Source organism: Pseudomonas rustica (assembly GCF_049959085.1).
In the GTDB taxonomy this organism is placed as follows: Bacteria; Pseudomonadota; Gammaproteobacteria; order Pseudomonadales; family Pseudomonadaceae; genus Aquipseudomonas; species Aquipseudomonas rustica.
On sequence record NZ_CP188200.1, the window covers coordinates 825,960 to 850,113 of the forward strand.

The 24,154-nt window shown below is 56.4% G+C and carries 24 protein-coding genes; 9 read left to right on the top strand and 15 right to left on the bottom strand.

Annotation, left to right across the window (positions count from 1 at the left end):
* Window positions 1-21 precede the first annotated feature (21 nt).
* Complete coding sequence (locus ACP3TY_RS03960; protein WP_159812766.1) at window positions 22-876, bottom strand: LysR family transcriptional regulator; 855 nt, start codon at window positions 874-876, stop codon at window positions 22-24.
* Between the two features lie 89 nt (window positions 877-965).
* Here ACP3TY_RS03960 and ACP3TY_RS03965 point away from each other — a divergent pair, with 89 nt between their 5' ends.
* A complete protein-coding gene (locus ACP3TY_RS03965; protein ID WP_426619280.1) occupies window positions 966-1,403 on the top strand; it encodes a multidrug/biocide efflux PACE transporter in 438 nt (145 codons plus the stop codon).
* Between the two features lie 117 nt (window positions 1,404-1,520).
* On the opposite strand, the gene ACP3TY_RS03970 is transcribed toward ACP3TY_RS03965, so the two are convergent.
* Window positions 1,521-2,279, bottom strand: a complete 759-nt coding sequence (locus ACP3TY_RS03970) for an SDR family NAD(P)-dependent oxidoreductase (RefSeq protein WP_426619281.1) — start codon at window positions 2,277-2,279, stop codon at window positions 1,521-1,523.
* Window positions 2,280-2,400: 121 nt separating this feature from the next.
* Between ACP3TY_RS03970 and ACP3TY_RS03975 the strand changes: the two genes are divergently transcribed.
* On the top strand, window positions 2,401-3,297 hold the full coding sequence (locus ACP3TY_RS03975) for a LysR family transcriptional regulator (RefSeq protein WP_426619282.1): 897 nt from the start codon (window positions 2,401-2,403) through the stop codon (window positions 3,295-3,297).
* Between the two features lie 145 nt (window positions 3,298-3,442).
* Here ACP3TY_RS03975 and ACP3TY_RS03980 read toward each other — a convergent pair whose 3' ends face one another.
* Both ACP3TY_RS03980 and ACP3TY_RS03985 read right to left on the bottom strand, forming a co-directional pair.
* Entirely contained in the window at window positions 3,443-5,056 is a 1,614-nt protein-coding gene (locus tag ACP3TY_RS03980; protein WP_212543853.1) for an inorganic phosphate transporter, read from the bottom strand.
* Window positions 5,057-5,398: 342 nt separating this feature from the next.
* Window positions 5,399-6,421 carry a transporter gene (locus tag ACP3TY_RS03985; protein ID WP_212543852.1) on the bottom strand — a complete coding sequence of 341 codons (1,023 nt, stop codon included), beginning with the start codon at window positions 6,419-6,421 and terminating at the stop codon, window positions 5,399-5,401.
* Between the two features lie 207 nt (window positions 6,422-6,628).
* On the opposite strand from ACP3TY_RS03985, the gene ACP3TY_RS03990 reads away from it, so the two are divergent.
* The gene (locus ACP3TY_RS03990) at window positions 6,629-7,072 is read left to right on the top strand and encodes a hypothetical protein (protein ID WP_426619283.1); all 444 of its coding nucleotides are present in this window, start codon (window positions 6,629-6,631) and stop codon (window positions 7,070-7,072) included.
* 257 nt (window positions 7,073-7,329) lie between these two features.
* On the opposite strand, the gene ACP3TY_RS03995 is transcribed toward ACP3TY_RS03990, so the two are convergent.
* Complete coding sequence (locus ACP3TY_RS03995; protein WP_282357912.1) at window positions 7,330-7,635, bottom strand: PepSY domain-containing protein; 306 nt, start codon at window positions 7,633-7,635, stop codon at window positions 7,330-7,332.
* Window positions 7,636-7,791: 156 nt separating this feature from the next.
* The gene (locus ACP3TY_RS04000; protein WP_426619284.1) at window positions 7,792-8,919 is read right to left on the bottom strand and encodes a glycerophosphodiester phosphodiesterase; all 1,128 of its coding nucleotides are present in this window, start codon (window positions 8,917-8,919) and stop codon (window positions 7,792-7,794) included.
* A gap of 220 nt (window positions 8,920-9,139) precedes the next feature.
* Between ACP3TY_RS04000 and ACP3TY_RS04005 the strand changes: the two genes are divergently transcribed.
* Window positions 9,140-9,466 carry a DUF2025 family protein gene (locus ACP3TY_RS04005; protein ID WP_159812749.1) on the top strand — a complete coding sequence of 109 codons (327 nt, stop codon included), beginning with the start codon at window positions 9,140-9,142 and terminating at the stop codon, window positions 9,464-9,466.
* Between the two features lie 127 nt (window positions 9,467-9,593).
* On the opposite strand, the gene ACP3TY_RS04010 is transcribed toward ACP3TY_RS04005, so the two are convergent.
* Window positions 9,594-9,899 carry an antibiotic biosynthesis monooxygenase family protein gene (locus ACP3TY_RS04010; protein ID WP_159812747.1) on the bottom strand — a complete coding sequence of 102 codons (306 nt, stop codon included), beginning with the start codon at window positions 9,897-9,899 and terminating at the stop codon, window positions 9,594-9,596.
* Window positions 9,896-10,597, bottom strand: coding sequence for a CTP synthase C-terminal region-related (seleno)protein (locus tag ACP3TY_RS04015; RefSeq protein ID WP_426619285.1), 702 nt, complete (start codon window positions 10,595-10,597; stop codon window positions 9,896-9,898). The genes ACP3TY_RS04010 and ACP3TY_RS04015 overlap by 4 nt, the downstream gene beginning before the upstream one ends.
* 228 nt (window positions 10,598-10,825) lie before the next feature.
* On the opposite strand from ACP3TY_RS04015, the gene ACP3TY_RS04020 reads away from it, so the two are divergent.
* The gene (locus tag ACP3TY_RS04020; RefSeq protein ID WP_420851013.1) at window positions 10,826-11,704 is read left to right on the top strand and encodes a LysR family transcriptional regulator; all 879 of its coding nucleotides are present in this window, start codon (window positions 10,826-10,828) and stop codon (window positions 11,702-11,704) included.
* Here ACP3TY_RS04020 and ACP3TY_RS04025 read toward each other — a convergent pair whose 3' ends face one another.
* From ACP3TY_RS04025 to ACP3TY_RS04035, 3 genes are all read right to left on the bottom strand, one after another.
* Window positions 11,705-12,238, bottom strand: a complete 534-nt coding sequence (locus ACP3TY_RS04025; RefSeq protein WP_053122919.1) for a DUF1003 domain-containing protein — start codon at window positions 12,236-12,238, stop codon at window positions 11,705-11,707.
* A 166-nt stretch (window positions 12,239-12,404) separates the two neighbouring features.
* A complete protein-coding gene (locus ACP3TY_RS04030) occupies window positions 12,405-13,460 on the bottom strand; it encodes a diguanylate cyclase (RefSeq protein ID WP_426619286.1) in 1,056 nt (351 codons plus the stop codon).
* A gap of 158 nt (window positions 13,461-13,618) precedes the next feature.
* Window positions 13,619-14,227, bottom strand: coding sequence for a TetR/AcrR family transcriptional regulator (locus tag ACP3TY_RS04035; protein ID WP_426619287.1), 609 nt, complete (start codon window positions 14,225-14,227; stop codon window positions 13,619-13,621).
* Window positions 14,228-14,442: 215 nt separating this feature from the next.
* Between ACP3TY_RS04035 and ACP3TY_RS04040 the strand changes: the two genes are divergently transcribed.
* Together ACP3TY_RS04040 and ACP3TY_RS04045 are read left to right on the top strand one after the other, a co-directional pair.
* A complete protein-coding gene (locus ACP3TY_RS04040) occupies window positions 14,443-15,507 on the top strand; it encodes an MBL fold metallo-hydrolase (RefSeq protein WP_426619288.1) in 1,065 nt (354 codons plus the stop codon).
* Between the two features lie 111 nt (window positions 15,508-15,618).
* Window positions 15,619-17,136, top strand: a complete 1,518-nt coding sequence (locus ACP3TY_RS04045; RefSeq protein ID WP_426619289.1) for an amidase family protein — start codon at window positions 15,619-15,621, stop codon at window positions 17,134-17,136.
* Here the strand turns inward: ACP3TY_RS04045 and ACP3TY_RS04050 are convergent, their stop codons facing one another.
* Window positions 17,137-17,454, bottom strand: coding sequence for an XRE family transcriptional regulator (locus ACP3TY_RS04050; RefSeq protein WP_426619290.1), 318 nt, complete (start codon window positions 17,452-17,454; stop codon window positions 17,137-17,139).
* A gap of 374 nt (window positions 17,455-17,828) precedes the next feature.
* Between ACP3TY_RS04050 and ACP3TY_RS04055 the strand changes: the two genes are divergently transcribed.
* Complete coding sequence (locus ACP3TY_RS04055) at window positions 17,829-18,509, top strand: DUF6933 domain-containing protein (RefSeq protein ID WP_426619291.1); 681 nt, start codon at window positions 17,829-17,831, stop codon at window positions 18,507-18,509.
* Between the two features lie 168 nt (window positions 18,510-18,677).
* On the opposite strand, the gene ACP3TY_RS04060 is transcribed toward ACP3TY_RS04055, so the two are convergent.
* From ACP3TY_RS04060 to ACP3TY_RS04070, 3 genes are all read right to left on the bottom strand, one after another.
* Entirely contained in the window at window positions 18,678-19,664 is a 987-nt protein-coding gene (locus tag ACP3TY_RS04060) for a hypothetical protein (protein WP_426620426.1), read from the bottom strand.
* Window positions 19,665-19,940: 276 nt separating this feature from the next.
* Window positions 19,941-20,450: a BRO-N domain-containing protein gene (locus ACP3TY_RS04065; RefSeq protein WP_426619292.1), complete on the bottom strand. Its 510-nt coding sequence runs from the start codon at window positions 20,448-20,450 to the stop codon at window positions 19,941-19,943.
* Between the two features lie 388 nt (window positions 20,451-20,838).
* The gene (locus tag ACP3TY_RS04070; RefSeq protein ID WP_082341476.1) at window positions 20,839-21,258 is read right to left on the bottom strand and encodes a very short patch repair endonuclease; all 420 of its coding nucleotides are present in this window, start codon (window positions 21,256-21,258) and stop codon (window positions 20,839-20,841) included.
* A gap of 485 nt (window positions 21,259-21,743) precedes the next feature.
* Between ACP3TY_RS04070 and ACP3TY_RS04075 the strand changes: the two genes are divergently transcribed.
* Window positions 21,744-24,086, top strand: coding sequence for a sigma-70 family RNA polymerase sigma factor (locus tag ACP3TY_RS04075; RefSeq protein WP_426619293.1), 2,343 nt, complete (start codon window positions 21,744-21,746; stop codon window positions 24,084-24,086).
* The last annotated feature ends 68 nt before the right edge of the window (window positions 24,087-24,154 follow it).

The following is a 24,154-nucleotide window of genomic DNA, read 5'->3' on the forward strand; positions in this document are numbered from 1 at the left end:
CGAAGGCTGCGATCTTTTGATCTACTCCAACATCTTGTTAAGCAACCAGCTCCCCGCCGGCCCCGGCGGATACAGCCGCGACCACAGTGCATCAACAAACACCGGTTTCGGCCAGCCGCGCACCTTCAACTCCACCAGCAAATCATTGCCAAACCGCTGCGCCAGCCAACGCGGCAACGGCGCCCAGCCGAAACCCTTTTCGGCCATTTCCAGCAACATCAAATAACTCGGCGCCGACCACACCCGGCCTTTGCCACGACTGTCGTACGGATTAACGATGGTCGCCAGGCGCAGCTCGCGATGCAGTTCCAAGGTGTGTTGATCAATGTGCTCAAGCGTCGCCAATGGATGATCGCGATTGACGAACAAAGCTATTTCCGTGCGTTCGGCCACGGTCGAGGTCACCAGATCTGGCGGGTAGTTTTCCTGCATCTCTGCGAAGGCCAGATGTGCGCGACCGCGTTGCACCAGTTCAATCAAGTCATCGCATTCAGCGATCAAACATTCCAGCTCCAGATCCGGATAACGCTGCTCGAACCCCACCAATGCCGCTTCAAAACGATACGACTGATATGTGTCGGAAATCGCCACGGTCAGCTTCGGCTCGACACCTTGCGACAACTGCCGCGCGGTCATTTCCAGACGACTGGTCGCCGCCAGAATCGCCTCCGCTCGTTGCAACATCACATGGCCCGCGGGGGTGAGCGTCGGTTTGCGGCTGCTGCGATCGAACAGCACCAGATCCAGATCGATCTCAAGGCTGGCCACCGCCGCGCTGATGGTCGACTGGCTGCGCCCGAGTTTGCGCGCCGCCGCCGAAAACGAACCTTGGGTCGCCGCTTGCACAAACGCCAACAGCACTTCTTGCGAGGCCATGAACTATCGCCTTGATCGATGGTTATTGGTTATGAAGTATCGGTGTGAGGGTAGATCATGGCAACCATCTTCACTCAAGGAGTCAGGCAATGACTGCCCCTAAATCCATCACTGAACGTATTTTCCAGGCCGTTGGTTTCGAACTGCTGGCCATTCTGATCTGCACGCCGCTGTTGGCGTGGCTGATGAAAAAACCGATGCTTGAAATGGGCGCGGTGACGGTGTTGATCGCGATGCTGGCGCTGGGCTGGAACGTGGTGTTCAACCGCTACTTCGACCGGGTACTGGCGCGGATGAATGTTGCGCACAACGCCTGGGTGCGTGTGGTGCATGCGCTGCTGTTCGAGGGTGGTTTGATTGTGATGGGCGTGCCGCTGATTGCGTGGTGGTTGTCGGTGAGTTTGTGGCAGGCGTTTTTGCTGGATATCGGCGTGCTGGTGTTCTTCCTGCCGTACACCTATGTGTATCACTGGGCGTACGACGTGCTGCGCGAACGCTTCATGACCCGTGGTGTTTGCCAAGGCTAACCCGATCCTCGTGTAGGAGCTGCCGAAGGCTGCGATCTTTTGATCTTGATTTAAAGGGCAAAATCAAAAGATCGCAGCCTTCGGCAGCTCCTACAGAGGTAGGTGTTTTCAGGGATGTTAGAGGAACATCCCGCCGGAGGCTTCAACCCGCTGCCCATTGATCCACTGCGCACCCGGCGACAGCAACAACGCCAGCGCCCCGCCAATATCATCCGGCTGACCGGCGCGTCCTAGCGCAGTGTTTTCCGCGACCATCGCATTCACTGCCGCATTATCGCGAACAGTCCCGCCACCAAAATCAGTTTCAATCGCGCCTGGCGCCAACGTGTTCACAGCAATCTGCCGCGCGCCCAGCTCTTTCGCCTGATAACGAGTCAGCACTTCAATCGCGCCTTTCATCGCCGCATAAGCACTGGCGCCCGGAATGGTGAAACGCGCGAGGCCGCTGGAGATATTGATGATGCGTCCGCCGTCGTTAATCAGCGGCAAGAGTTGCTGCGTCAGGAAGAACGGCCCCTTGAAATGCACGTTCATCAGCATGTCGAATTGCTCAACCGTGGTCTCGGCGAAGCTCACGTGCAAACCTACCCCGGCGTTGTTGATCAGGAAATCAAAACGCTCACGTTCAAATTGTTCGCGCAGCGCTTGCTCAACCTTCGCGCCGAACCCGGCAAAGCTGTCACTGCGACCGACGTCCAGTTGCAGCATCACCGCTTTGGCGCCGAGTTTTTCCAGCTCCACGACCAGCGCCTGCGCTTCATCCGCGCGGCTGTGATAAGTGCCGATGATGTCGATACCTTGGGCGGCGAGGTGCAGGGCGGCGTTTTTGCCGAGGCCACGACTGGCGCCGGTGATCAATGCGATTTTGCGGTTCATGGGCTTTCCTCGATTGTGATGAGTGGTGATGGGACTCAGTTTATTTGTCCGCCGATAGGTGATAAACAGACTGAAATCGGAATCACTGATCGGCTCAGCCGAACAATCGTCAGGTGCTCACATGAACAAACTGGAACTGCTGCGCACCTTCGCCCGGGTCAGCGAACTGTCGAGTTTCACCCTCGCCGGCGAGAGCCTTGGCCTGCCGCGCTCCACCGTTTCCGAACATGTGCAGGCACTCGAAACACTGGTCGGCACGCGTCTATTGCAGCGCACCACGCGCAAAGTGCAGGCGACGCAGGACGGTTTGGTGCTGTACGAGCGCAGCAAGGATCTGCTTTCGCACATGGACGAGATTGAAGGGTTGTTCCGCCAGGACGAGGCCTCATTGACCGGACGCATTCGTGTCGACATGCCGAACATTCTGTCGCGACGTCTGGTCATACCGCTGTTGCCTGAGTTCATGGATCGTCATCCGAATCTCGAACTGGAAATCAGCAGCACCGACCGCCGCGTCGATCTGCTCAGCGAGGGTTTTGATTGCGTGGTGCGCATTGGCGCGCAGCCGGATCAATCGGTGGTGGCGCGGCATTTGGGCGATTTTTCGATGATCAACTGCGCGAGCCCGGCGTACCTTGAACGCTATGGTGTGCCGCAGACGCTGGAGGATCTGGCGCAGCATCGGCTGGTGCATTACGTCGGCGTATTGGGTTCGCGTTCGGAAGGGTTTGTGTACGAGGAGGGGGGTGAGGTTAAGCGTTTGCCGATGGCGGGCAGTGTGACGGTTAACAGCACGGATGCTTATGAGTCGGCGTGTCTGGGTGGGTTTGGTTTGACCCAAGTGCCGCGCTCGGGCATGAAGCCGCATTTGGATAACGGCGAACTGCTGACGGTGTTGCCGCAATTCACGGCGCCGTCGATGGCGATTTCGTTGTTGTATGCCCGGCAGCGACATTTGCCGTTGCGCGTGCGGGTGTTCATGGATTGGCTCGGCGATGTGATCCGCTCAACCCTCTAACCCACACCTTGCACTCAAACCTCACTGGATCTCTATCTGAAACGGCTACCTGTAGGAGCTGCCGCAGGCTGCGATCTTTTGATCTTTAAAAACAGGATCAAAAGATCGCAGCCTTCGGCAGCTCCTACAGGGGAATTGTTGTGGGTCAGAAGATTTGGGTGAACAGCCAGTAGAGGCTGCCGGACAGCAGGATCGCCGCCGGCAACGTCAGCACCCACGCCATCAACAAATTGCGGATGGTCTTCATCTGCAACCCGCCACCGTTGGCAACCATCGTCCCCGCCACGCCCGACGACAACACATGCGTCGTCGACACCGGCAAACCGAACATATCCGCCGCGCCAATGGTCAGCATCGCCACGGTTTCCGCCGACGCACCCTGGGCATACGTCAGGTGCGTCTTGCCGATTTTCTCACCCACCGTCACCACAATCCGCTTCCAGCCAACCATGGTGCCAAGCCCCAGTGCGATGGCCACGGCGATCTTCACCCACAGCGGAATAAACCGCGTGGCGTTGTCGATCTGTTGCTTGAACAGTTGCAGTTTGCTGCTGGTGTCGGCGTCGAAATTGCCGACCTTGTTCTTGTCCATTAGGCGAATGCTTTCGCTGGCCAAGTACATGTCGTTACGCACGTTGCCCATGGCCTCGGCCGGGACTTTCGCCAGCGAACCGTAGCCCCGGACTTCTTCGCCAATGTGCCCGGTGAGGGCGGCGAGGGCGGGGATCAGTTGCGGCGTGGCTTCCTTGCTGCGCACGTAATCGGAAAGGATCGGACGCGGATCAGCCGGCGCCGGCTGCGGTGCACTTTTCACCAGCGCTTGCTGGGTGACTTGCGCCACAGCGGCGAACTGCAGCGATTGTTCCTCGGGCATGGTGCGGTTCAAGGCGTACGCCATCGGCAGCGTGCCGACCAGAATCAACATGATCAGGCCCATGCCTTTCTGGCCGTCGTTGGAACCGTGAGCGAAAGACACGCCGGTGCACGTGGCGATCAGCAAACCGCGAATCCACCATGGCGGCGGCGCGTTGCCTTCCGGTGCCTTGTACAGCGAACGATTCTTCACGAACGCGCGCAGCGCCAGCAGCAACAGCGCGGCACAACCGAAACCCACCAGCGGCGACAGCAGCAGCGCGTAACCGATCTTGGTCGCCTGCGCCCAATCGACACCGCTGGTGCCGTCGCGGCCATGCATCAAGGCATTGGCCACGCCGACGCCGATGATCGAACCGATCAGCGTGTGCGACGAAGACGCCGGCAAACCCAGCCACCAAGTGCCGAGGTTCCACAGGATCGCGGCGATCAGCAGGGCGAAGATCATCGCGAAACCGGCCGACGAACCGACCTGCAAAATCAACTCAACCGGCAGTAACGCGATGATGCCGAACGCCACCGCGCCGCTCGAAAGCAGCACACCGAGAAAGTTGAAAAAACCCGACCAGACCACCGCCACATTCGGCGGCAGCGAGTGGGTATAAATCACCGTCGCGACGGCGTTGGCGGTGTCATGGAAACCGTTGACGAACTCGAAGCCCAGCGCAATCAGCAGCGCCACGCCGAGCAGCAGAAACGGCGTCCACGTGGTGACGACCGTGCCGAGTTCGTGCATGTCGTGCATCAGGCTGTAGGCGGTGAACAGCATGCCCATCGCCAGCACGGCGAAAAAAATCACGTAGGTGAACGGGCTGGTTTTCTTGTCGAGGGCGGGCCTGCCGCTGGGGGCGGATGTGTGGCTGGCGGTCAGGGAGGGAGTAGCCATGAGCGGACAATCCTCAGCGAGGGAAGGAATGTCGCCCATGATCATTGCAGAATGTTACAGAGAGACTGCGGCAGATCAGTGTTTGGATGAATAGCCTGACCATTGATCTGTTGAGTCCATTCCTGAACTTTGGGGAATTCAGGTGAGCTTTTGTGGCGAGGGGATTTATCCCCGTTGGGTTGCGAAGCAGCCCCAAAACCATTCACCTCGGTGTATCAGTTCAACCGCGATCACCGGATTTACGACTGCTGCGCAGCCGAACGGGGATAAATCCCCTCGCCACAGGATCTTTGTCATCTCGATAGATCTCTGCAGCGACAATAGATCTGTGGTGCGCAAGGGTCAGTAATCACCCCTTTTACGAAACGCCCACCGCCCCGCAATCACGGTAAACGTCGCCACCAGCGCCACCAATATCCAGAACCCTTCCGGATCCTGCGACAGTGGCACCCCGCCCACATTCATCCCGAAAAAACCGGCAATGATGTTGATCGGCAGCGCCAGCACCGTCACCACGGTCAGGGTAAACAGCGTGCGGTTGCTCTGTTCGTTGAGGTTGGCGGCGATCTCTTCCTGGAGCAATTTGATCCGCTCACCCAGCGCCGTGAGGTCGTTGATGATCAGCGCAAACTCTTCAGTGGATTTGCGCAGCTCCTTGACGTCCTCTTTCTGCAACCACGGCGGCGGCCGATTGAGCAGACGCAGCAACGAACCCGGCTCCAGCGCCAACAGCCGTTGCAGCCGCACCAGCACCCGCCGATTGGCACCCAGTTCCGCGCGGTTGGTCGACAGCTTTGAGGAGAGCAATTCATCCTCGACCTGATCCACACTCATACTGGTTTTGCGCACGATTTGCGTCAGCACCTCGCCCTGATCCCGCAACAAATGCACGAGCAGTTCCGACGGTGAACGAAAGCGCTCGCCAGCCTTCACCGACGAACGCAATTTATCCACCGAGTGCAGCGGTTGCAGGCGCGCGCTGACGATCAATTTGCTGCGCACGCAGACCCACAATGTCGACACGTCCGACGACACCATGCTGCTGAGGTTGAACACCACATCGTTGACCACCGCCAGCAACGCCGAGTCGACATGCTCGATGCGCGTCGACCGCGAGCCTTCATGCAGCGCCTCGAAAAACTCTTCAGGCAATTGCAGATGACTCTTCATCCAGCGCTCGCACGCCGCGTGCGCCAGATTGAGATGCAGCCAGAGAAATTCGCCGCTGTCGCTGTCGTCCTGCAAACAGCGTAAGGCCGTCGCCGAATCCACTTCGCGGCCACGTTCGCCGGGCAGAAAACGAAAACCGTAGAGCAGGCCAAACAGATCGGGATCGCGATGACTGATGTCGAGGCTATGGTTCATGGAGGCTCGCTGCGAGGAGGGCGTCTGGCGTGGGGTTTACAGATTCACCTGCTCGGCATCTTCGCAATCGTGTGTGACGGTTTTGTGACCGCTCGATGACGGGGTGACATGTACCGATTTCGATACCGTGTGGGTACACAGTCGATCTCAATTCATCGCGGCTCTGGTCGATGACCGCTTATCTATCACCGGTATTGGAGTATTTCCATGGTCAGCATCAGCTCTGTTTCGATCAATCAGACTGTCACTACGTCCACCAGTAAAACCACGATCAACGACGTTGGCGACGACACCACCACCACCGCCGCGACGGCAACTGCGAGTGCATCCGGCGATGCGCCGAAAGCGGCGGGCGGCGCGGCACCGGCGGGGGATAGCAGTTCCAGCAGCAGTGAAGAATCGGATTCGGTGAAGGAGCTGCGCAAGCAGATTGCCGAGCTGCAAAAGCAATTGCAGCAACAGCAGCAGGCACTGCAAGCGGCGCAGGCGAAGCAGGAAAGCGCGGACGCGAAAGCGGCGGACGTGGCGGCAGCGCAGGCGCAGATCACCACGACGTCGGCTTCGTTGCAGACGGCTACGGCGTCGTTGTTGCAGGCATTGCAGGATTCGGGGTCGAGTACGTCGGGGGCGCTGGTCAGTACTTCGGCGTGATGGCTTTTCCCCTCACCCTAACCCTCTCCCGGGGGGAGAGGGGACTGACCGAGGTGTTCTTTTAAGGTTCACCGACCTGAGATTTCGAGCCGTACTTTGACTTTGAAAAGCTCACGATTTGCTCCCTTTCCCCCTCGCCCCCTTGGGGGAGAGGGCTGGGGTGAGGGGGTAAAATCCCACCGTCGACAAATCTCTCAGACCAAACACAAAAAAGCCGCACGATCTTTCAATCGTGCGGCTTTCGCTAGTGCGCTGTATCAGTGGTCTTGCTTGTTGCTCAGCACTTTACCGGTAGTGGCGTCGAAGTCGACATCCCACTCAGTGCCATCGGCCAGTTTCAGTTCAACTTCATACTCATAACCATTGAAGTGGTTATCGAGATCGGTGTCGGTGATGGTCGCACCCGGGTGCAGTTTCAACGCTTCGGCGTTCATCGATTCCAGCGACTTGATCTTGCCTTCCTTCACCAACTGAGGGATCTGGTCGACGCGAACATCAGCTTGGGCCAGGCCAGCAGTCAGGGTCAGAGCAGCGGCAGTAAACAGGGCAGTCAAAGTTTTCATCGGTTCAATCCTTTAGTGGTGTGTCTAATTGGGTGAGCTGTTTAAGTGAGTTCAGGTTAACCAGCGCAACTTAATTCACCCTTAAAAACTAGCACCGCCAACAAACTGCTCTTACAGGAGCGAGCCTGCTCGCGATGCAGCCAACTCGATCTCCGCTCAATAACCGTTGTTCTTCAATACCTGATCAACACTGCCGGCCGCCGGACGCTTATAGAACTTCAACAGTTCGCTGGCGCGGTTGGTGAAGATGCCGTCAACACCCGCAGCCATGACTTTCTCGAAATCCACCGGCTCATCGACGGTGTAAACGTGAACGAGCATGCCTTGATCGTGGGTGTACTTATTCATCCACGGTTGCACCAGATCCGAATAGCTTTGATCGCCGCTGTTGGTCAACTTCGCGGAAGGGCCGGTGCCGATTGCACCTTGCGCCTTGGCATAGTCGACCCACTGCTTGAACTCGGCTTCGGACTTCGGCTCCTGTTTGCCGTAGAAAACGTTTTTGTCCTTCTCGCCCGACTCGGCAAAGGTCACTTTCAACTTCGGTTCGATGCTGCCTTCGCCGACCCACAACAGCAGGATTTTCGGCACTTGCGGCATTTCTTTTTCCAGCAGTTCGAGGCTGTTTTTCTCGAACGTCTGCAGGATCACTTTGCCTTTACCCTGACCCACGCCCAACGGGCTCTTCGCCAGTTTCGAACCGGCCGGGCTCAGCCAGCCGCGATCCTGCAGTTTTTCCTTGAGGTCATGCTCGATGCCAGGGAACAGTTGCGGCTCTTTGGTTTCGATGTACAGGCCTGGCTTGTGGTGCGGGTTGGCCTGGGCGATGTTGATGATTTCGTCCAGGGTCAGAATTTTCAGCCCGGCATAAGAAGGACGCGCGCGCTCCGGGTACTTGGCGTTGAACCAACTGCCGGCGTCGAGGGTTTTCAGTTCGGCCATGGTGAAGGCGTTGGCCGGGCTGTCCTTGCGATCCGGGAACTTGCTCGCGACGTCGGTGGTGCGCTGCAGGTTGTTGTCGTGCAGGGCGAACAGCACGCCATCCTTGCTGCGCTGCAAATCCATTTCCAGATAATCAGCGCCGAGGTCGCGGGCCAGTGTGTAGGAGGCGGCGGTGGATTCCGGTGCATCGAAGGACGCGCCACGGTGAGCGATCACCGCCGGGTGCGGGATGCCATGCGCCCCGGCCACGGCGTCGGGATTGCTCTGGCTGGCGGCGTGCGCCTGACCGAGTCCGAGCAACAGGCTCAGCATGAGGGCGCTTTTGGTGAAAGTGGCGGGCATGTTCGAGATCCTTTCGCGGGTCTGTTTCAAAGACGTACCTTTTAACAACTGAATCGATTGCGTGCTATCGCCAGACCGACATAAATGTATTAAAACCGAATTTTCCTACAATTCTGCTCGCCAACTGCAGTACGCTTGCCCTCGGCAGACGCCCCGGCAGAGGGCGCGCCACTCGATCGCCTTGCGTGTAAACCATCGATCACTTTTCGTGAGGTTTACCATGCGCATTACCTCCCAACTCATCTGCCAGGCTGCCGACGACCTCAAGGGTTTTGTTGGCCTCAATCGTAAAACCGGTCAATACATCGTGCGTTTCAGCGAAGATTCGTTCGGCATGGACGTCGCCGATGACGGCATTATTCCGACCAGCGAATTCGTCTGGGCGCCGGCGACCGAGCAGACCATGACGCTTAAACGTGAGTTGATTCAGTTGCTGCTGGATCAGCATATCGATGAGCGGATCAACATTACCGAGCCGTTGCGGGTGTATATGCAGAAGGTTGAAGTGCCGGAGATAGTGGCGGTGCGCAGCTTGGTGCGTGGTTGAGATTTTGCTGTGACTGAGAGCGCCTCTTCGCGAGCAAGCTCGGCTCCTACAAGGATTGGTGGCGCTCGCAAATCTTTTGTAGGAGCCGAGCTTGCTCGCGAAGGCGGCCTAGACTGCGCCGCCACCCTCACTGCCCAAACCGATACTCACGCTCAACCCGGCAAACCCGCGTATGAAACTTCGAATACCAAATCGATCGCCCACGCTCCTGAATCACCCGATGCTCAGGATTCTGCCGCCACGCAAGAATCGCCGCCTCACTCTCCCAATACGACACAGTAATGCCGACACCATCCGCCCCACGAACCGACTCCACACCGAGATACCCCGGTTGCATATTCACCAGTTCTTCCATGCGCTCCGCAGCTGCGGCATAACCGTTATCACCCTCGGTGCGCGTCGAGGTGAAGATCACCGCAAAACACGAGGTCATCGTCGTGCCTCCGCGCAAGCTTCGACAAACGCCCGCACCAGCGGCGGGATTTTCCCTTTGAGCGCCGCGCGTTCCGGCTGGAACAACGTCGCGACGAAGAACCGATGATCCTTGAGCTCGATCGCGCGTAAATCGCCCACCGAATCATGCCCTGTGGCGTGTAGGCCATTGCTCAGAAGATCACCCTCGAACTGCGGATTCACACCGTAGCGGCAGCGATAGCCTTCCTCAATTTCCGACGTTTCGTACGCCTTGGCGATCAGCGAACCGGATACCAGATGAATGCTGTCTGTCGCTTCGACCAACGAACAAGTCAACGGCGTGAGCAAAGCACGTTCGGAATCGGGCGAGGTTTCGCCATGCTCGGCGTCGGCCCAGCCCAGCACGTTGCGGGAAAATTCCAGCACGGCATGTTGAAAACCACCGCAGGTGCCGAGGAAAGGTCGCTGCTGCTCGCGGGCAAAACGGATGGCCCGCAGAGCGCCGGCTTCGTTTTTGTAAGGGCTGGCAGGGACGCACCAGATACCGTCGAAACGATCCAGCGCGCTATCGGCGTGAATCTGGTCGGTGGCCAGCCATTGGAAATGCACGGGGCGGGCGAGGTGTTCAGCGATCAGCCCAAGGGCGACGGGGATGGCCTGGTGGGCCGTCACCTGCGGGTCGTAATCGCCGATGAGGGCGATGGAAACAGCGTCCATGTAAATTCCTTTTTGAATAGATCGATGAACCCCTGTGGCGAGGGGATTTATCCCCGTTGGGCTACGAAGCGGCCCCAAGATTTCAAGAGCGACGACTGCTTCGCAGCCGAACGGGGATAAATCCCCTCACCACAGAGTTTTGCGTTTGCTTTGAAGAAGGTGTGATTGCCCGCTAACGCCACTCACTATAGATTGGCGCTCACGCTCTCGATATTGGCGTTTCCCCAAGTGATCAATGCAGCGGCGCACTATCAGCTCGACTACCCCGATCTGGCCCTTATCCTCGCTTTAGTGCGCGGCGGCTCTCTGGCCCGCGCGTCTCAGCTGTTAAAAGTAGACGTCTCCACCGTGTTCCGCGCCGTGCGCCGTCTCGAGTCGGCACTCGGTCAGCAACTCTTCGAAAAAAGCCGCGCCGGTTACCTGCCGACCACCCTCGCACAGAACCTCGCCGAGCAGGCCGAACGCGCCGAGCAAGCCCTCGAAGCGGCACGCATTGGCGTGGAGCAGGGTGGCGAAGTGATCAGCGGCACGGTGCGTCTGACCTGCACCGACTCGGTACTGCAAGGCCTGCTGCTGCCGGCGCTGGCGCAGTTCATGCCCAACTACCCGGCGCTGACCATCGAACTGAGCACCTCCAACGACTTCGCCAACCTCAGCCGCCGCGATGCCGACATTGCCCTGCGTCTCACGCGCACACCGCCGGAGCACTTGGTCGGACGGCAACTGGCGAAGATTTCCTACAGGGTCTGTGCCAGTCCGCGCTATCTGCAGAACGTCGATCCTACAGATCTGGCCGCGCTGACCTGGATCGCCCCGGATGACTTTCTGCCCGATCACCCGACCATCGCCTGGCGCCGTCAGCACTTGCCCGGCGTGGTGCCGGGTTATCGCTGCAACAGCATGCTCTCGGTGACGGAGTTGGTACGCGCCGGGCTCGGTGTGGCGGCATTGCCGGATTTTCTGATGGGCGATGACCTGCAAGCCTTGAGCGAACCGTTGCACGGTTACGACACCGCGCTGTGGCTGCTGACCCGTCCGGATTGCCGGGCGTTGCGCTCGGTGGTCACGCTGTTCGATGAACTTGGACGGGCGCTGCGTCTGCCGTGATCAGCGCTGCGCAGACTGGCGCATGTGATCGTGCATCTCGCTGGTGAGACTTTCGATACGTTCGGTCAGGCTTTTGGTCATTTCGGTGAGGCGGGTGTTTTGCTCCAGCAATTCCAGTAACTGCGCGGTGTTCTGTGCCGCCTGAGCCTGACGCTCAGTATTAGCTCGCGCGAGGTCTTCACGGTGCTGGGCGTCGGCGTCGGATTGCGCCTTGTCGCGCGCGGCCTGGCGGGTTTGCGCGAGCAGAATCAGCGGCGCGGCGTAGGCCGATTGCAGGCTGAACGCGAGGTTGAGCAGGATGAACGGGTAAACGTCGAACGTGGTCACGCCGAAAACGTTGAGGCAGACCCACAGCAACACGATCAGGGTTTGCGCGCCGAGAAATGTCGGCGTGCCGAAGAACCGCGCAAAGGCCTCGGCGCGTAGAGCGAAGGTGTCGTTGCCGAACGTGGTGGCGAGGTGGGCGTGGGGGCGATGGAAGCGCAGGTGATCGGTGGGGTCGGTGGTGGGTTTTTCCGATGGGTCAGGGGTCATGATGGGCTCGGCGGGGTTGGGTGGCTGTGCATCACTATAGTCTTGCGTCGATGCTGCTGGCCCCTTCGCGAGCAGGCTCGCTCCCACATTTGAACTGCATTCCTACTGATGAAGCTCGGTCAAACTGTGGGAGCGAGCCTGCTCGCGAAGGCGGCGCCACGCTCGCTCAAACTCTGGCGTCATGCGCCAACGCCGTACTGATCGTATTGCGCCCCGTATGTTTCGCCGTATACAACGCCTTGTCCGCATCCTCCAGCCAATCCACCGCGTCCTTATACCCGGCCTGATAGCGCGCCAAGCCAATACTCAAACTCACCCGCAAATCCGGCACATCCGGATGGCGATACTGCTCCAGTGCCTCGCGCAATTGCTCCATCAGCACCTCGGCTTTGGCCAATGGCAACGTCGGCAGAATCACGCAAAACTCATCTCCACCATAGCGCCCGGCCAACTCATATTCATCGAGCACACGCTTGAGCTCCAGACTCAATTGACGCAGCGCCGCATCGCCAACGATGTGCCCAAAACTGTCGTTGATCACTTTGAAATGATCGATATCGATCAACGCCAATGTGGCTTGCGTGTTGTGCTGACGACACTGCTGAAACTTCAGATGTAGCAGGTCTTTCCAGGCGCCGTGATTGAGCAGGCCGGTCAGGCTGTCGGTACGGCTGAGCGCACTCAACGCACGTTTATGCTGGGACAATTTGATCGCCAGTCGATAACAAACCATGCCCAGCGCCAGCGGATACAAGGTGAGCATCGGCAGACAGGCCCAGACTTGCGCCTGTGTCATCGTCAGACTGAATTTGAAACCGAAGATCGACCAGCCCAGCAACACGCCGACCAGTTGGGCGAGGGCGCCAAACACGAACAGTCGTTGGCCACCGGCCGCCACGTTGTTCATGGTCATCATCGACAGGATGGTCACGGTCGCCAGCGGACTGAACTGAAAACTCGCCGCCCAGAACCCGCCGCACAGCGAGTCATAAAGCATGTTGCGGCGCTCGGCCTGATAGGGGAACGCAGAGCGCGTGGAGATCTGATACGCCAGATGCGGCCAGGCAAAGCCGTTAAACAGCAACAGTGCCCAGATCCAGCTCGGCATGTTCAGCGGATGCAGCGCGGCGCCGACACAGAAAAACCCGACGCCCAGACCGATGATCCGGGGCAGGTAAATACGTCTGGCGAATGACAAGCCTTTGCCGCGATTGTTTTCCATGGTGTCCTGCGCGTGATTCGTCCTGAAATACTTTGCAGTATATTTCCTCAGGTCGACCGTCTGTCGGTCGATTGTCGGACATTGTCATTTATTCCAACGGGAATGATCAGTGTCCTTCCGAGCCATTTAATCGGTGGCTCACGCAGGAGAGCGGCGACTTAGAGCTGATAGCAGCCGAGAAACATGTCCAGAGCCGATTCAACGACGGTGTTCTGCATCTCTGCATCCAGCGGCGGTTGGCCCATGGAAATCTGCGGCCAGAAGCCAAACGACTTCAGCAACCCTTGCACCTGATGCGCGGCGAACTCCGGATCGATAGGTTTCAATCGACCGTCGGCCACCGCCGCACGAATCCACACCGTCAGGCCTTCTTCGCGTTCGCCCATGCGCGCCACCATGTTCTGCGCACGCTCCGGGGAATGAATGGTGGCGGCAATCGCGACCCGCGCCAGACCAAGGAAATTGTCATCCGCCATCATCTGCAATTTGGCCATCAGCATCTGCCGCAGCTGCTCGCGCAAAGGCTTGTCGGCGCAATACGGTTCGCGCATTTCTGCGCTGATCCGCGCCCACAACTGATTAAGAATCTCGGCGAACAACTCTTCCTTGCTGGGGAAATGGTTGTACACCGTGCGCTTCGACACACCCGCCGTCGCGGCGATCTTATCCATGCTGGTGACCTCGAACCCGTTGGCACGAAATTCGGCAATCGCCGCCTGAATAATGGCTTCGCGTTTACGGTCGGTGAGGCGCTGTGGAGCTGTCATAAGTAAGCTTCGGCAGGAAGTGAATGAAATTACACTCGGTAGTTTACTTGTCATCGTGTTTGATGCAACCTAGAAACTACACCGCTCAGTGTAATGTTGCGTTAATCCTCGCAACCTAAAAAACAGACAGTTCGGCCTGTGCGTGCAGCCTTGGCCATTTATCGTCCCACCGTGAAACGCCGTGAATTCCCCGGTTTTTCAGGAGTCATTCAGTCATGGCCAACCCAAATCCCGCTTCCACACCCGAAGCCTCACGTCAGGCTCAAGGGCTGTTCCGCAACCACGCGCCGGTGCAGCGCGAAGGCCTGCGCAAAATGTTGCGGATCATGTGGAACATGATCTTCCATAAACCCCGCGACACCCGGCCCGCCGCGCCGATCCCGGTGCAAGCGCTGACCCGCGAAGACCTGCTGGCCGCGCCGAACCACAGCGTCTATCGCCTCGGCCACTCAACTCTTCTATTGAAGATGCGCGACAAATTCTGGATCACCGACCCGGTCTTTGCCGAGCGCGCCTCGCCCGTGCAATGGGCCGGCCCGAAACGTTTTCACCAGCCACCGATCAGCATCGATCAATTGCCGCCGATCGAAGCGGTGATCCTGTCGCACAACCACTACGACCACCTCGACTACCAAGCCGTACTCAAACTCGCCGACAAAACCAACTACTTCCTGACCCCGCTCGGCGTCGGCGACACCCTGATCAAATGGGGCATCGATGCCAGCAAAGTGCGCCAATACGACTGGTGGCAGGGCACCGAAATCGCCGGCATCCGCTTCATCGCCACCCCGTCGCAACACTTCTCCGGTCGAGGCCTGTTCGACGGCAACAGCACACTCTGGGCGTCGTGGGTGATGATCGACGGCGACACGCGCATCTTCTTCAGCGGCGACAGCGGCTACTTCGACGGCTTCAAACGCATCGGCGAAGAATACGGCCCGTTCGACCTGACCCTGATGGAAACCGGCGCCTACAACGTCGAATGGCCACACGTGCACATGCAACCGGAACAAACCCTGCAAGCGCACATAGATCTCAAGGGCCGCTGGCTATTTCCAATCCACAACGGCACGTTCGACCTGGCCATGCATGCCTGGCACGAACCGTTCGACCGGATCCTCGCGCTGGCGTGGGAGCGCAGTGTGACGATCACGACGCCGCAGATGGGCGAGGCGTTTAATCTGGCGCAACCGCAGCGGGGGAGCGCGTGGTGGTTGAATCTGGAAGAAATCACGTCAGAAAAAGCCTCCCCCCCGTGTAGCGGCTACAAGTCAGGCTGACTTTTCCTACTGCTGATTGTCCTTGTTGCTGACAGCGCTTTCTGACGGTGTCGGTAGGCTGTATCGCGAGTGAATGAGTCACTCGCGTTATTTCATACAAGGATGATCCACATGAAACACCCCTTCAAACGCCGCATAAACACGCTGGCGCAAGCAATTCTGATTTCGCTGACAGCCACAACCGTTGCCAGCACCGCCACCGCGAATAGCGCGCTCGAATACGCCAGCGTTACTGAGCTCGGCAACATGATGGCGAGCAATGAACTGACTGCCGTCGCACTGGTTGAGCACCTCACGCAGCGAATCGCTGACCTGGACAAACAAGGCCCGGCCCTTCACGCCGTTATCGAGCTCAACCCGCAAGCGCTCGATATCGCCAAGGCGCTGGATGAAGAGCGCGCAGCAGGTCAGACGCGGGGCGCGCTGCATGGCATTCCCGTGCTGCTCAAAGACAACTTCGATACCGCCGACAGTCTGCAAACCAGCGCGGGTTCTTTGGCGATGGTCGGTCAGCCGGCTGCCGCTGATGCTTTCGTGGTTAAGCAATTACGGGATGCTGGCGCGATTGTGTTGGGCAAAACCAACATGAGTGAATGGGCTTACGTGCGGGACATGGATCTGCCGCATGGCTGGAGCGGTCGCGGTGGCCAAGGGAAAAACCCACATCTGGCGAGTGAAAGCACCTGCGGCTCCAGCTCCGGTTCCGCCTCTGCTGTGGCAGCAGGTTACGCCCCAATTTCCCTGGGCACTGAAACCAACGGTTCGATCACTTGCCCGGCCTCGGCTAACGGCGTGGTTGGCGTCAAACCGACATTAGGTCTGTTAAGCCGATCCGGGATCGTGCCGATCACTCGACTGCAAGACACTCCTGGAACCTTAAGCCGAACCGTTCGCGATGCGGCGCTGACCTTAAACCTCATGCAAGGCATCGATGCAGCGGACTCGGCCACCTCGGGCGCACCGACAGGAATCGATTACACCGCGCTGCTAAGCAACGATGCCCTGCAAGGCAAACGCATCGGCTATCCCGTTGCATACGTCGGCACTAACGGTACGCCTCTGACGCCTGGCGTCGAATTTCTAATGGCCATGGCAGCGATGCAGGAACAAGGCGCCACGATCGTACCTGTGACTATCCGTTTTCCCTATTCCGCTGATTACATACCAAGTCTGATGGGCGGGATGAAACACGAATTGCCGGAATACTTCGCAAGCCGTCCCGACCTGCCAATTCAGTCGCTGCAAGCGCTGATCGACTTCAACAAAATCAATCCCGGCACTGAAGGTCACGGACAAAGCATGCTCGAAGCGATCAACGATATGGACATGACCCATGATCAGGCACGTGCTTCGCTCGCAACCATCAGCGAAAAATTCAAGGGCGCCATCGACGAACAACTGCAAGAACACAATCTCGATGCAATGGTTGCCGAAGCCGACGGCTACTCGCAGTTCGCCGCCGCCGTCGCCGGCTATCCAGCGATCACTGTGCCATCGGGCATGGACGATGACGGACTGCCGACCTCGGTGTTCTTTTTCGGCAAAGCCTGGAGCGAACCGCAACTGTTCGCCATGGCCTACAGCTATGAACAAGCCTCGGCCGAACTGCGTCATCCTGCCTTCAAGTAATCATCCGACCTGAGCAAAATCCCCACGCTCGACAGCGTTCTGCTGCATAGCCTGGGGATTCAATTTACGGCCTGGCGCGAACCCGGGAAAGAACACCAACCCCTGCGCTTCCAAGCGATACGCCAATGCCAGACGCGCCGCATCGGCCACATCCTGCTGCGCCTCAAACCGCTGAATGTCTTCGACAGACACCTGGGCCTCACGCGACAACTGCTCAACGCTCCAGCCCAGCATGGCTCGGGCCTGTACGCAGTGCGTCGGGGTAAACTGGAAAAGCGCGATATGTTCGAGAATGAGGTTCATCGCAGAAGTGGCCATGGTGTGCTCCGGGCTCAAGAGTGCTGATTGAAAATATACTGTGTTTTTGTACAGTTGTTTTCGGCCGGGATCAAACGCATTTTTTGATTTTCCCTGATTCGCCGCCTCCAACCAGACGGACGGTGCCTGACCTAGTCATCGCTGCTCGCTGAAACTCGGCCCGGTCTGCGGGCGCAAGAACGATCGAAGGTAGGCAAGCTTACGGGTAACTGCTCCGTCGGCTGTGGGAGTGTTTGACGTGTGTTGGGACGTTGCAGAAAACTCCGACACCGTGTGGGTAGCTTTCCTTCAGTCGTCACTGGGAAGGGCACGAGATCAGTGAAGTGGATACCCGGTTGATCTAAGATGGCCTCGGTATTCAAAAGATAAAACGCATGTTGATCTTCAATTGCACCGAAGCTGCCAGCAAGTTTTTCAGCCGGGTTCACAAAGGCAAAAAAATCACGCCGGTGGACAACAACCCCCCGTCGAAGGCCATTGAAGATGACGAGACCAGCAATTCCGTAGAGCAATGGCTAGTCCATGCGATCACGGTGCAACGTAAGCACGTATTGTTGGTTATCCATGTGAAAACCCGTTACTGCATGGTATTCGCCGAGGCGAAAAAAGCCGACGCAGAAGGTTTCGTTGCCTGGTTTGCTGGTCGTTGGCGTGAAGGATTGATCCGCGATGCGATCAATCACGGCTTTATGGATTGGGTCGATGCCGGTGTCATGCCGGAGCGCATGGATCAAGGCTGTCACGATTACAGGTTTTATCGGCGTAGCCATCGAAGTGCGCAAAAACACATTGATGAAATTGCCTGGTATTTCCAAGGCAGTGCATCTGAGTCGGGCTGTTTACCACCGGGTGAACGGGCAGCCATTGGTTTCGATGCCGCGATGAATGACACGCCCAGAAGCAGCAAAGGTCAGAAAGATATGTACTGGCCGAATGTCGAAATGGTCGCTCATTGGTTGCGTGAATATTGCGCAGTTGATGAGGCGGGTATCGAACGTGCCTTGAAGCGACGTCTGGAGGCGTGGCGAGAGATCAATGCTTGTCATAGGCGCTAGGGTGCAGCCCATGCTTGAGCAACTCGGGCGCGAAGTCATCAGCTATCACGCTCGTATGTTGCAGGGGGGGGGAATGCTGAGCAGCATGAGCGTCGCTCCAGCAGTTCTGTATCCCGACATAGTCAGCCTGCTGGCGCCGCCAACCTGCAACTGCCTCAGGGATAACCGTCACTCCAGCCCCGGCGCCTCACGAATAATGAAGTGATCCAGGTTCTCGATATTGGCATTGAAGACCTCGAAAGGCTTTTCGGGGTTTTTCTTGCCGGGCACCTGTTTCAACTCCGGCGTCACCCCATAGAAGAAACAGAACAACGCCTTGTCGCTATCCACCGCGTGCTTGATCTCCTCCAGAAACGCCTTGCGCTTGCGGTAGGTGTCGATCAGCTTCTTGTTCAGATAAACGCTGACCGGATACGGCTTCTTCTTGCTGTCCTCGGGCTTCTTGAACCAGACCTTGTCCTCGAAATCGATACGAAAACTGGCACTGTGGAAGTCCTCGATCTTCTTGATCCGCCCCCAGTAAATCAGTCCCTTGTTGTCCGTCAGATACTCAATCTTCTTGAAGAACGAACTGTACGGCGCCGAATGCTCGCCGACCTTCAACGGCATCCGCTTAAGCAACTCCTTGTCGGCGAAGTTGGAAACAAAGCACTCCACCGGATGCGCAAATACACTGGTCTTGTCCGGCGCCGATTCGCGACTCGCCGACTCTTTACCACCGTCCGCCGCCGCCCGCACCGGATCATCCCGCAACACATCCGCCGCCCCCGCTGGCGTGACAGGCTTGCGCACAAACTCGCGCCGGGTCAGTAACAACTCTGATGGGAAATGTTCCTCACGACCGTCATCCACCTCGCCATCCGCCGTCTCAACGCCAGAAGCCAAAGCCTTCAAACTCACATACGGACAACCCGTCACATGCTGCGTAGTGGGCAGGTTTTTGAAGTGCGGCGTGCGAACGTAATTCACATTCTTGGCGTTGAACGTGCCCAACTCGTTGGAAGCCTCGAACGCCGAGCGACAAGCATCGTTGGGGCACTGGAAGTGTTCCTTCGCGGAATCGAAGGCAACCGTCTCATCGAAATTGAGATCGCGAACATCATAGATCGACAACTTGTCGTCGAGGCTGAGGCAGTAGGCGAGATCGAATTTCATGGTGGGGCTCGGATCATTGAGTGGGGGAGGGGTATTAATAGCGGGAGGCGGGGTGGGTTGCACTGATTGTTTTCAGGATGATGCGGGAATTGTGGGAGCCAGCCTGCTGGGGATTGGTGGTATCAACTCATTACCGAATCCAGACACCCGCCCGGCAGCAACACGTTTCAATTGTGGTGAGGGGATTTATCCCCGATGGGCAGCGAAGCGGCCTCAAGGACTTTTGGCCACAAAAAATCCGCTGCTTGAAAACTCAAACAGCGGATTCTGAAACCATCAGCCTCCACGCAACAATCGTGAAGCCTTGCGCCACCAGGACTCATGACGATTAAACGGATCATTCGCCAACAAACAAGGCATATCCCGCAACCGAATCCACGGCTCATCCTGCCAGTGCAATGTACTCAGCGACATCTGCGGCCAACTCAAAACACTCAGCGTCGGCCGCTCGACAGAACGTGTCGGACGAGCATCACGCAGCGTTGGCACAACCTGAAGCGTCACCCACTCACGAAGCTGTCGGTACTCAGGACAGTAGTGATAGATCAGCAAGGCGTACACGCCGGACTCACTCACCATCCACTGTTCTTCGGTTTCACCAAAAAGCTCCACGCACATCAACTGACGCTGATCAGCATCGAGTTTGCGTAGCTGGCGCTCATCAAGATGTTTACCCATCAACCGTCCAAGATCATGGACGCAGAACCACACCTGGTTCTCAACCAGAACGGCATGCAGGTGCGTTTTGTTGCGGGTAAACCGAGTAGGTAAAAGTGGCTCAGACATGGCGGGCCTCCGGAGTCGGAAGCGACGAGAGCGTTCTTCGGGTACAGCGATTCACCTTCATCATGAAGGTTTGATATCCAGGCATTTCCATTTACCTCTGGCTGCTTTCTTAGGGCATTCGTTAGGGTGTCGGGAGCTAAGAAACCCACCAGAGACGGGCCGGACATATTCCCCTTTCGGGTCTTGTATTCGCCCACTCCCGACATAACGGGATTTTTCGCAGGCGTAGGGAAACCGCAGACGAAAAAAAGCCGCATGACTGTCGGGTGCGGAGAACCGCTCTGGTTTAAGGCGTTTCTTAGGCGCCGAATCGAAAGCCTACGGGCTCAGCGCTAAACGGTCAACCGACCGATATCGATCAAAGTGTTTCGAAGAGGTAACGCGAATTTTAAATGTTTAATCTGAAGATTTTTTGTATTTCAGTGCGTAAAAGCTCACGATTTTTCGTTTGGCATTCCCAAATGATTGCCACTCTCCATCCATCATTTTTGAGGGATTCTTGCGCATTTTTATCTCGCTCAACGTTCTTCGCCAATTTGGGGAGCCAAAAATCCTGCCTACTTTTGGGTGTATAAGCATATTTGCAATCAGTATGTCTATGCCAAAAACAGCCATGTACAAATATGCACAAACGATGTTTGGGGAACACCAAATCAGGTTTTCCGGTTAGATCCTTCCTATGCAGACGATAACGAAGTCCCATTTCATGACATACCGAACGTACGGCCATTTCAGGCTGTGTATTTTTTCCCCTGATCATTGACATGATCTTGGAACGATGGGCCGGTGAGACTATATCTGCACTCATAAGATTTTTTCGTCGTCTCTGCGAATCGACTTTAAGGCGGATGCGTTTTGGGAGGGGGCAGTCCAAGGCGTCCTCTTGGTAAGCCTAGTGGTTTTCGAGATCCTATCTGAATTTAGTTTTCGAAAGCGGGCGCCGATTTTGGCAAGGACACTCCATGAACGACGTAGTCTGTCTTACTCGGGAAGTTTTACCCTTTAGCCTCAGTTGTAGTGCTCTTCCTTTACGCGCTTCTGACAAGTAGATATTGTGAATGGCATTGCGCCACCGTTAATCCATTTTGGTATGCCAAGAACCAAATGATTTCTTTGAGTCACGTCTGTTGGATGGCTATCGGTAAGATCCTTCAATACCAAGCTGTAGGGCGTGCGAAATTGGCAAGCGGATCAAAGACAAGGAGTCGGCTCTGAAAGCAAAAAATACTTGTAGCAAGCTCATCATCGCGAAAGCAACGGTTGAGGTGAATGCATGGGTGTGTGGGTAGCGCTATGGCTAAGCTGAACCCTTTGCTTCGCATGGCAGTCATTGCCGGTGTTGAGGTTGCAGTTAAACTCCACATCAGACGGGGTGACAACCTCGATGCTAGCGATGGGAGTGGCGCAACTCCTCTAATGCTGGCCTCCGCTCGCAAGAAAGCGGGCGTTGTGCGGCTGCTGTTGGCGGCCGGAGCAAACCCACAGTTGCTCGACCCCAACGGCAAGTCTGCCCTTGAATATGCACAGAAGGCCGAGTGTTCCCAATGTATCTCTCAGTTAAGAGATGCACTTGAGTACCCCGTACGAGCGAATCATTACGACGTAAACGAAGAGCTTCTACCTCATTTCGGTGGTAAGCCGGGAGAGCTATTTCATCTACGCCAATCGAACGAGTCTCCGCGTCAATCCTCGGACAGTGAAACGCCCGCGTCCAGATGTCAGATTGAGGAGGTAGTTCTGTCTGTACAACCTCCAGATCTTGGGCCCAATAGTGAGGAGCAGAGTTGCATCGTCGTGAATGAAGTGGCGGCGTACTCAAGTCTGATTGATCTTGACGATGAACCTCTCGATTTAGGGTTCGAAGATGAGTGGATGGTCGAGTCGGAAGCGGTTGCCCCCAAGGGAGACGCAAACGTAGCTAAAGCAATCGTTGAATTGCAAAGAGCGATGAGGCATCACAAGGCCATCGACACTGATATGGGGTGGGATGATGTCGATCTGTTTCTGCCAGAAAGGGCACATCCTTTAGAGATTAGTGATGGCGATGAAATCCGCGGTTTGCTCTTCCGAGGTTTGCGCGAAGGCACCGTATCTGAGACAGCTCTTATCGATTTATGTCTTAAGCCTGAATTCTCCAGTAATGAGAGTTTTCGGCGTCTCCTGACTATTGTATTAGGCGATCTTGGCGTCGTAATTGATGAATGGGAGAGAGACGACGAACAATCCGATCTTCTCGATCCTACAATGGACGAAGACGTCACACTATCAGAGGCCATGGAATTTGCAGCAGACCTCTCGTCAGGCCGCAATGAGCCGCTAAGATTTTATGTAAAGGGGTTGAAAAGAGAGTTACTCGGGGCAGCAGAAGAAATTTCTTTAAGCCGCGAGATGGCGGAAGCAAAAGCGCAAGCCCTGGATGAGCTTTCGTGCTGGCAATCGGGGCTTCATGTCGTTTTTGATGCTGCTGACAAGGTTGCGCTCGGGGAGGCAAGTCACGAGCAGTTCATGTCCCGAGATGATCTTCTAGGAGACTATGAGGGGCTGGAGCGCAATAGTGAGATATCTGCGGGTGAGGAAGTTTATCAGGCGGACGAAGAGTTCGGACTTGATCCTATCGCATCTTCCTTTGTCGCTGCAGTTTCAGCTGCTCGCTCTGCCGGCAACGACTCATCGAAAATCCGTGATGCACTTATTGCCGCCAACCTTTCCCGAATTTTTCTTATCGAACTTTCGAGAATTGCAAATTGTGATTTGGCAGGTGCAGGATTCGTTTCTGCAATTCAACGCCAAGAAGCTGCGCGGAAGATGATGATTCTTTCCAATCTTCGTTTGGTACTTTCTATAGCCAATAAGTATCGATGGTCCGAGCTGCCTTTTGATGATCTTGTGCAAGAAGGTAATATAGGTCTGATGAGGGCCGTTGAGCGCTACGACTGGCGTAAAGGATTCAGGTTTTCTACCTATGCTACTTGGTGGATTCGCCAGCAAATTACGCGTGCAATTGCCAATCAAGAGCGGGCGGTCCGTGTTCCTGTTCATATGCAAGATTTGGCGAGAGGTGTTTTACGAGAGCGGGATAAATTTGAGTTTCAGATGGGTGGGGCTGAAAGTGAGCGGAGTACGTCTGATCGAACAGGTATAGCTCTCGACAAACTAAAAATCCTTTTGACGGTATTTGAGAAAGTCAGCAGTTTAGACGAACCTATTGAAGAAAGCTCAAGATCGTTGGTTGATCTCTTGGTAGAGGAAGAACCATCAGACCCGGCGATTGCAGCAGAAAATGCTTCCTTAAGGGAAATTCTACTAGGCATGATTGGAGAACTCGATGAGCGTTCGGCCAAAGTTATCACTCTCCGTTTTGGCTTAGGCCAAGATGACGCCATGACCTTGGAAGAGATCGGCTGCCTATTTGATGTCACTCGTGAACGTATTCGACAGATTGAGTCAAAAGCTCTTAATAAACTATGCCATCCGATAAGAATGGAAAAGTTGATCTTGTATGTAGGCGACTACTTCGAGATTAAACAGTCCCTTTCCTCAGGAGGGCCGCCAGAATCCGGCTCAACTCAACCTGCTGAGCACAGCGGTAAAATTAAGGCAAGTAAATCGTTAGCTGTGAGTGAGGGCGAAGTCTAGATGGGGCTGCTTTATCCGGTGCTCCGACAAGACAAGTATTCTTTCACGAGCGATTTTTATTCGATCTT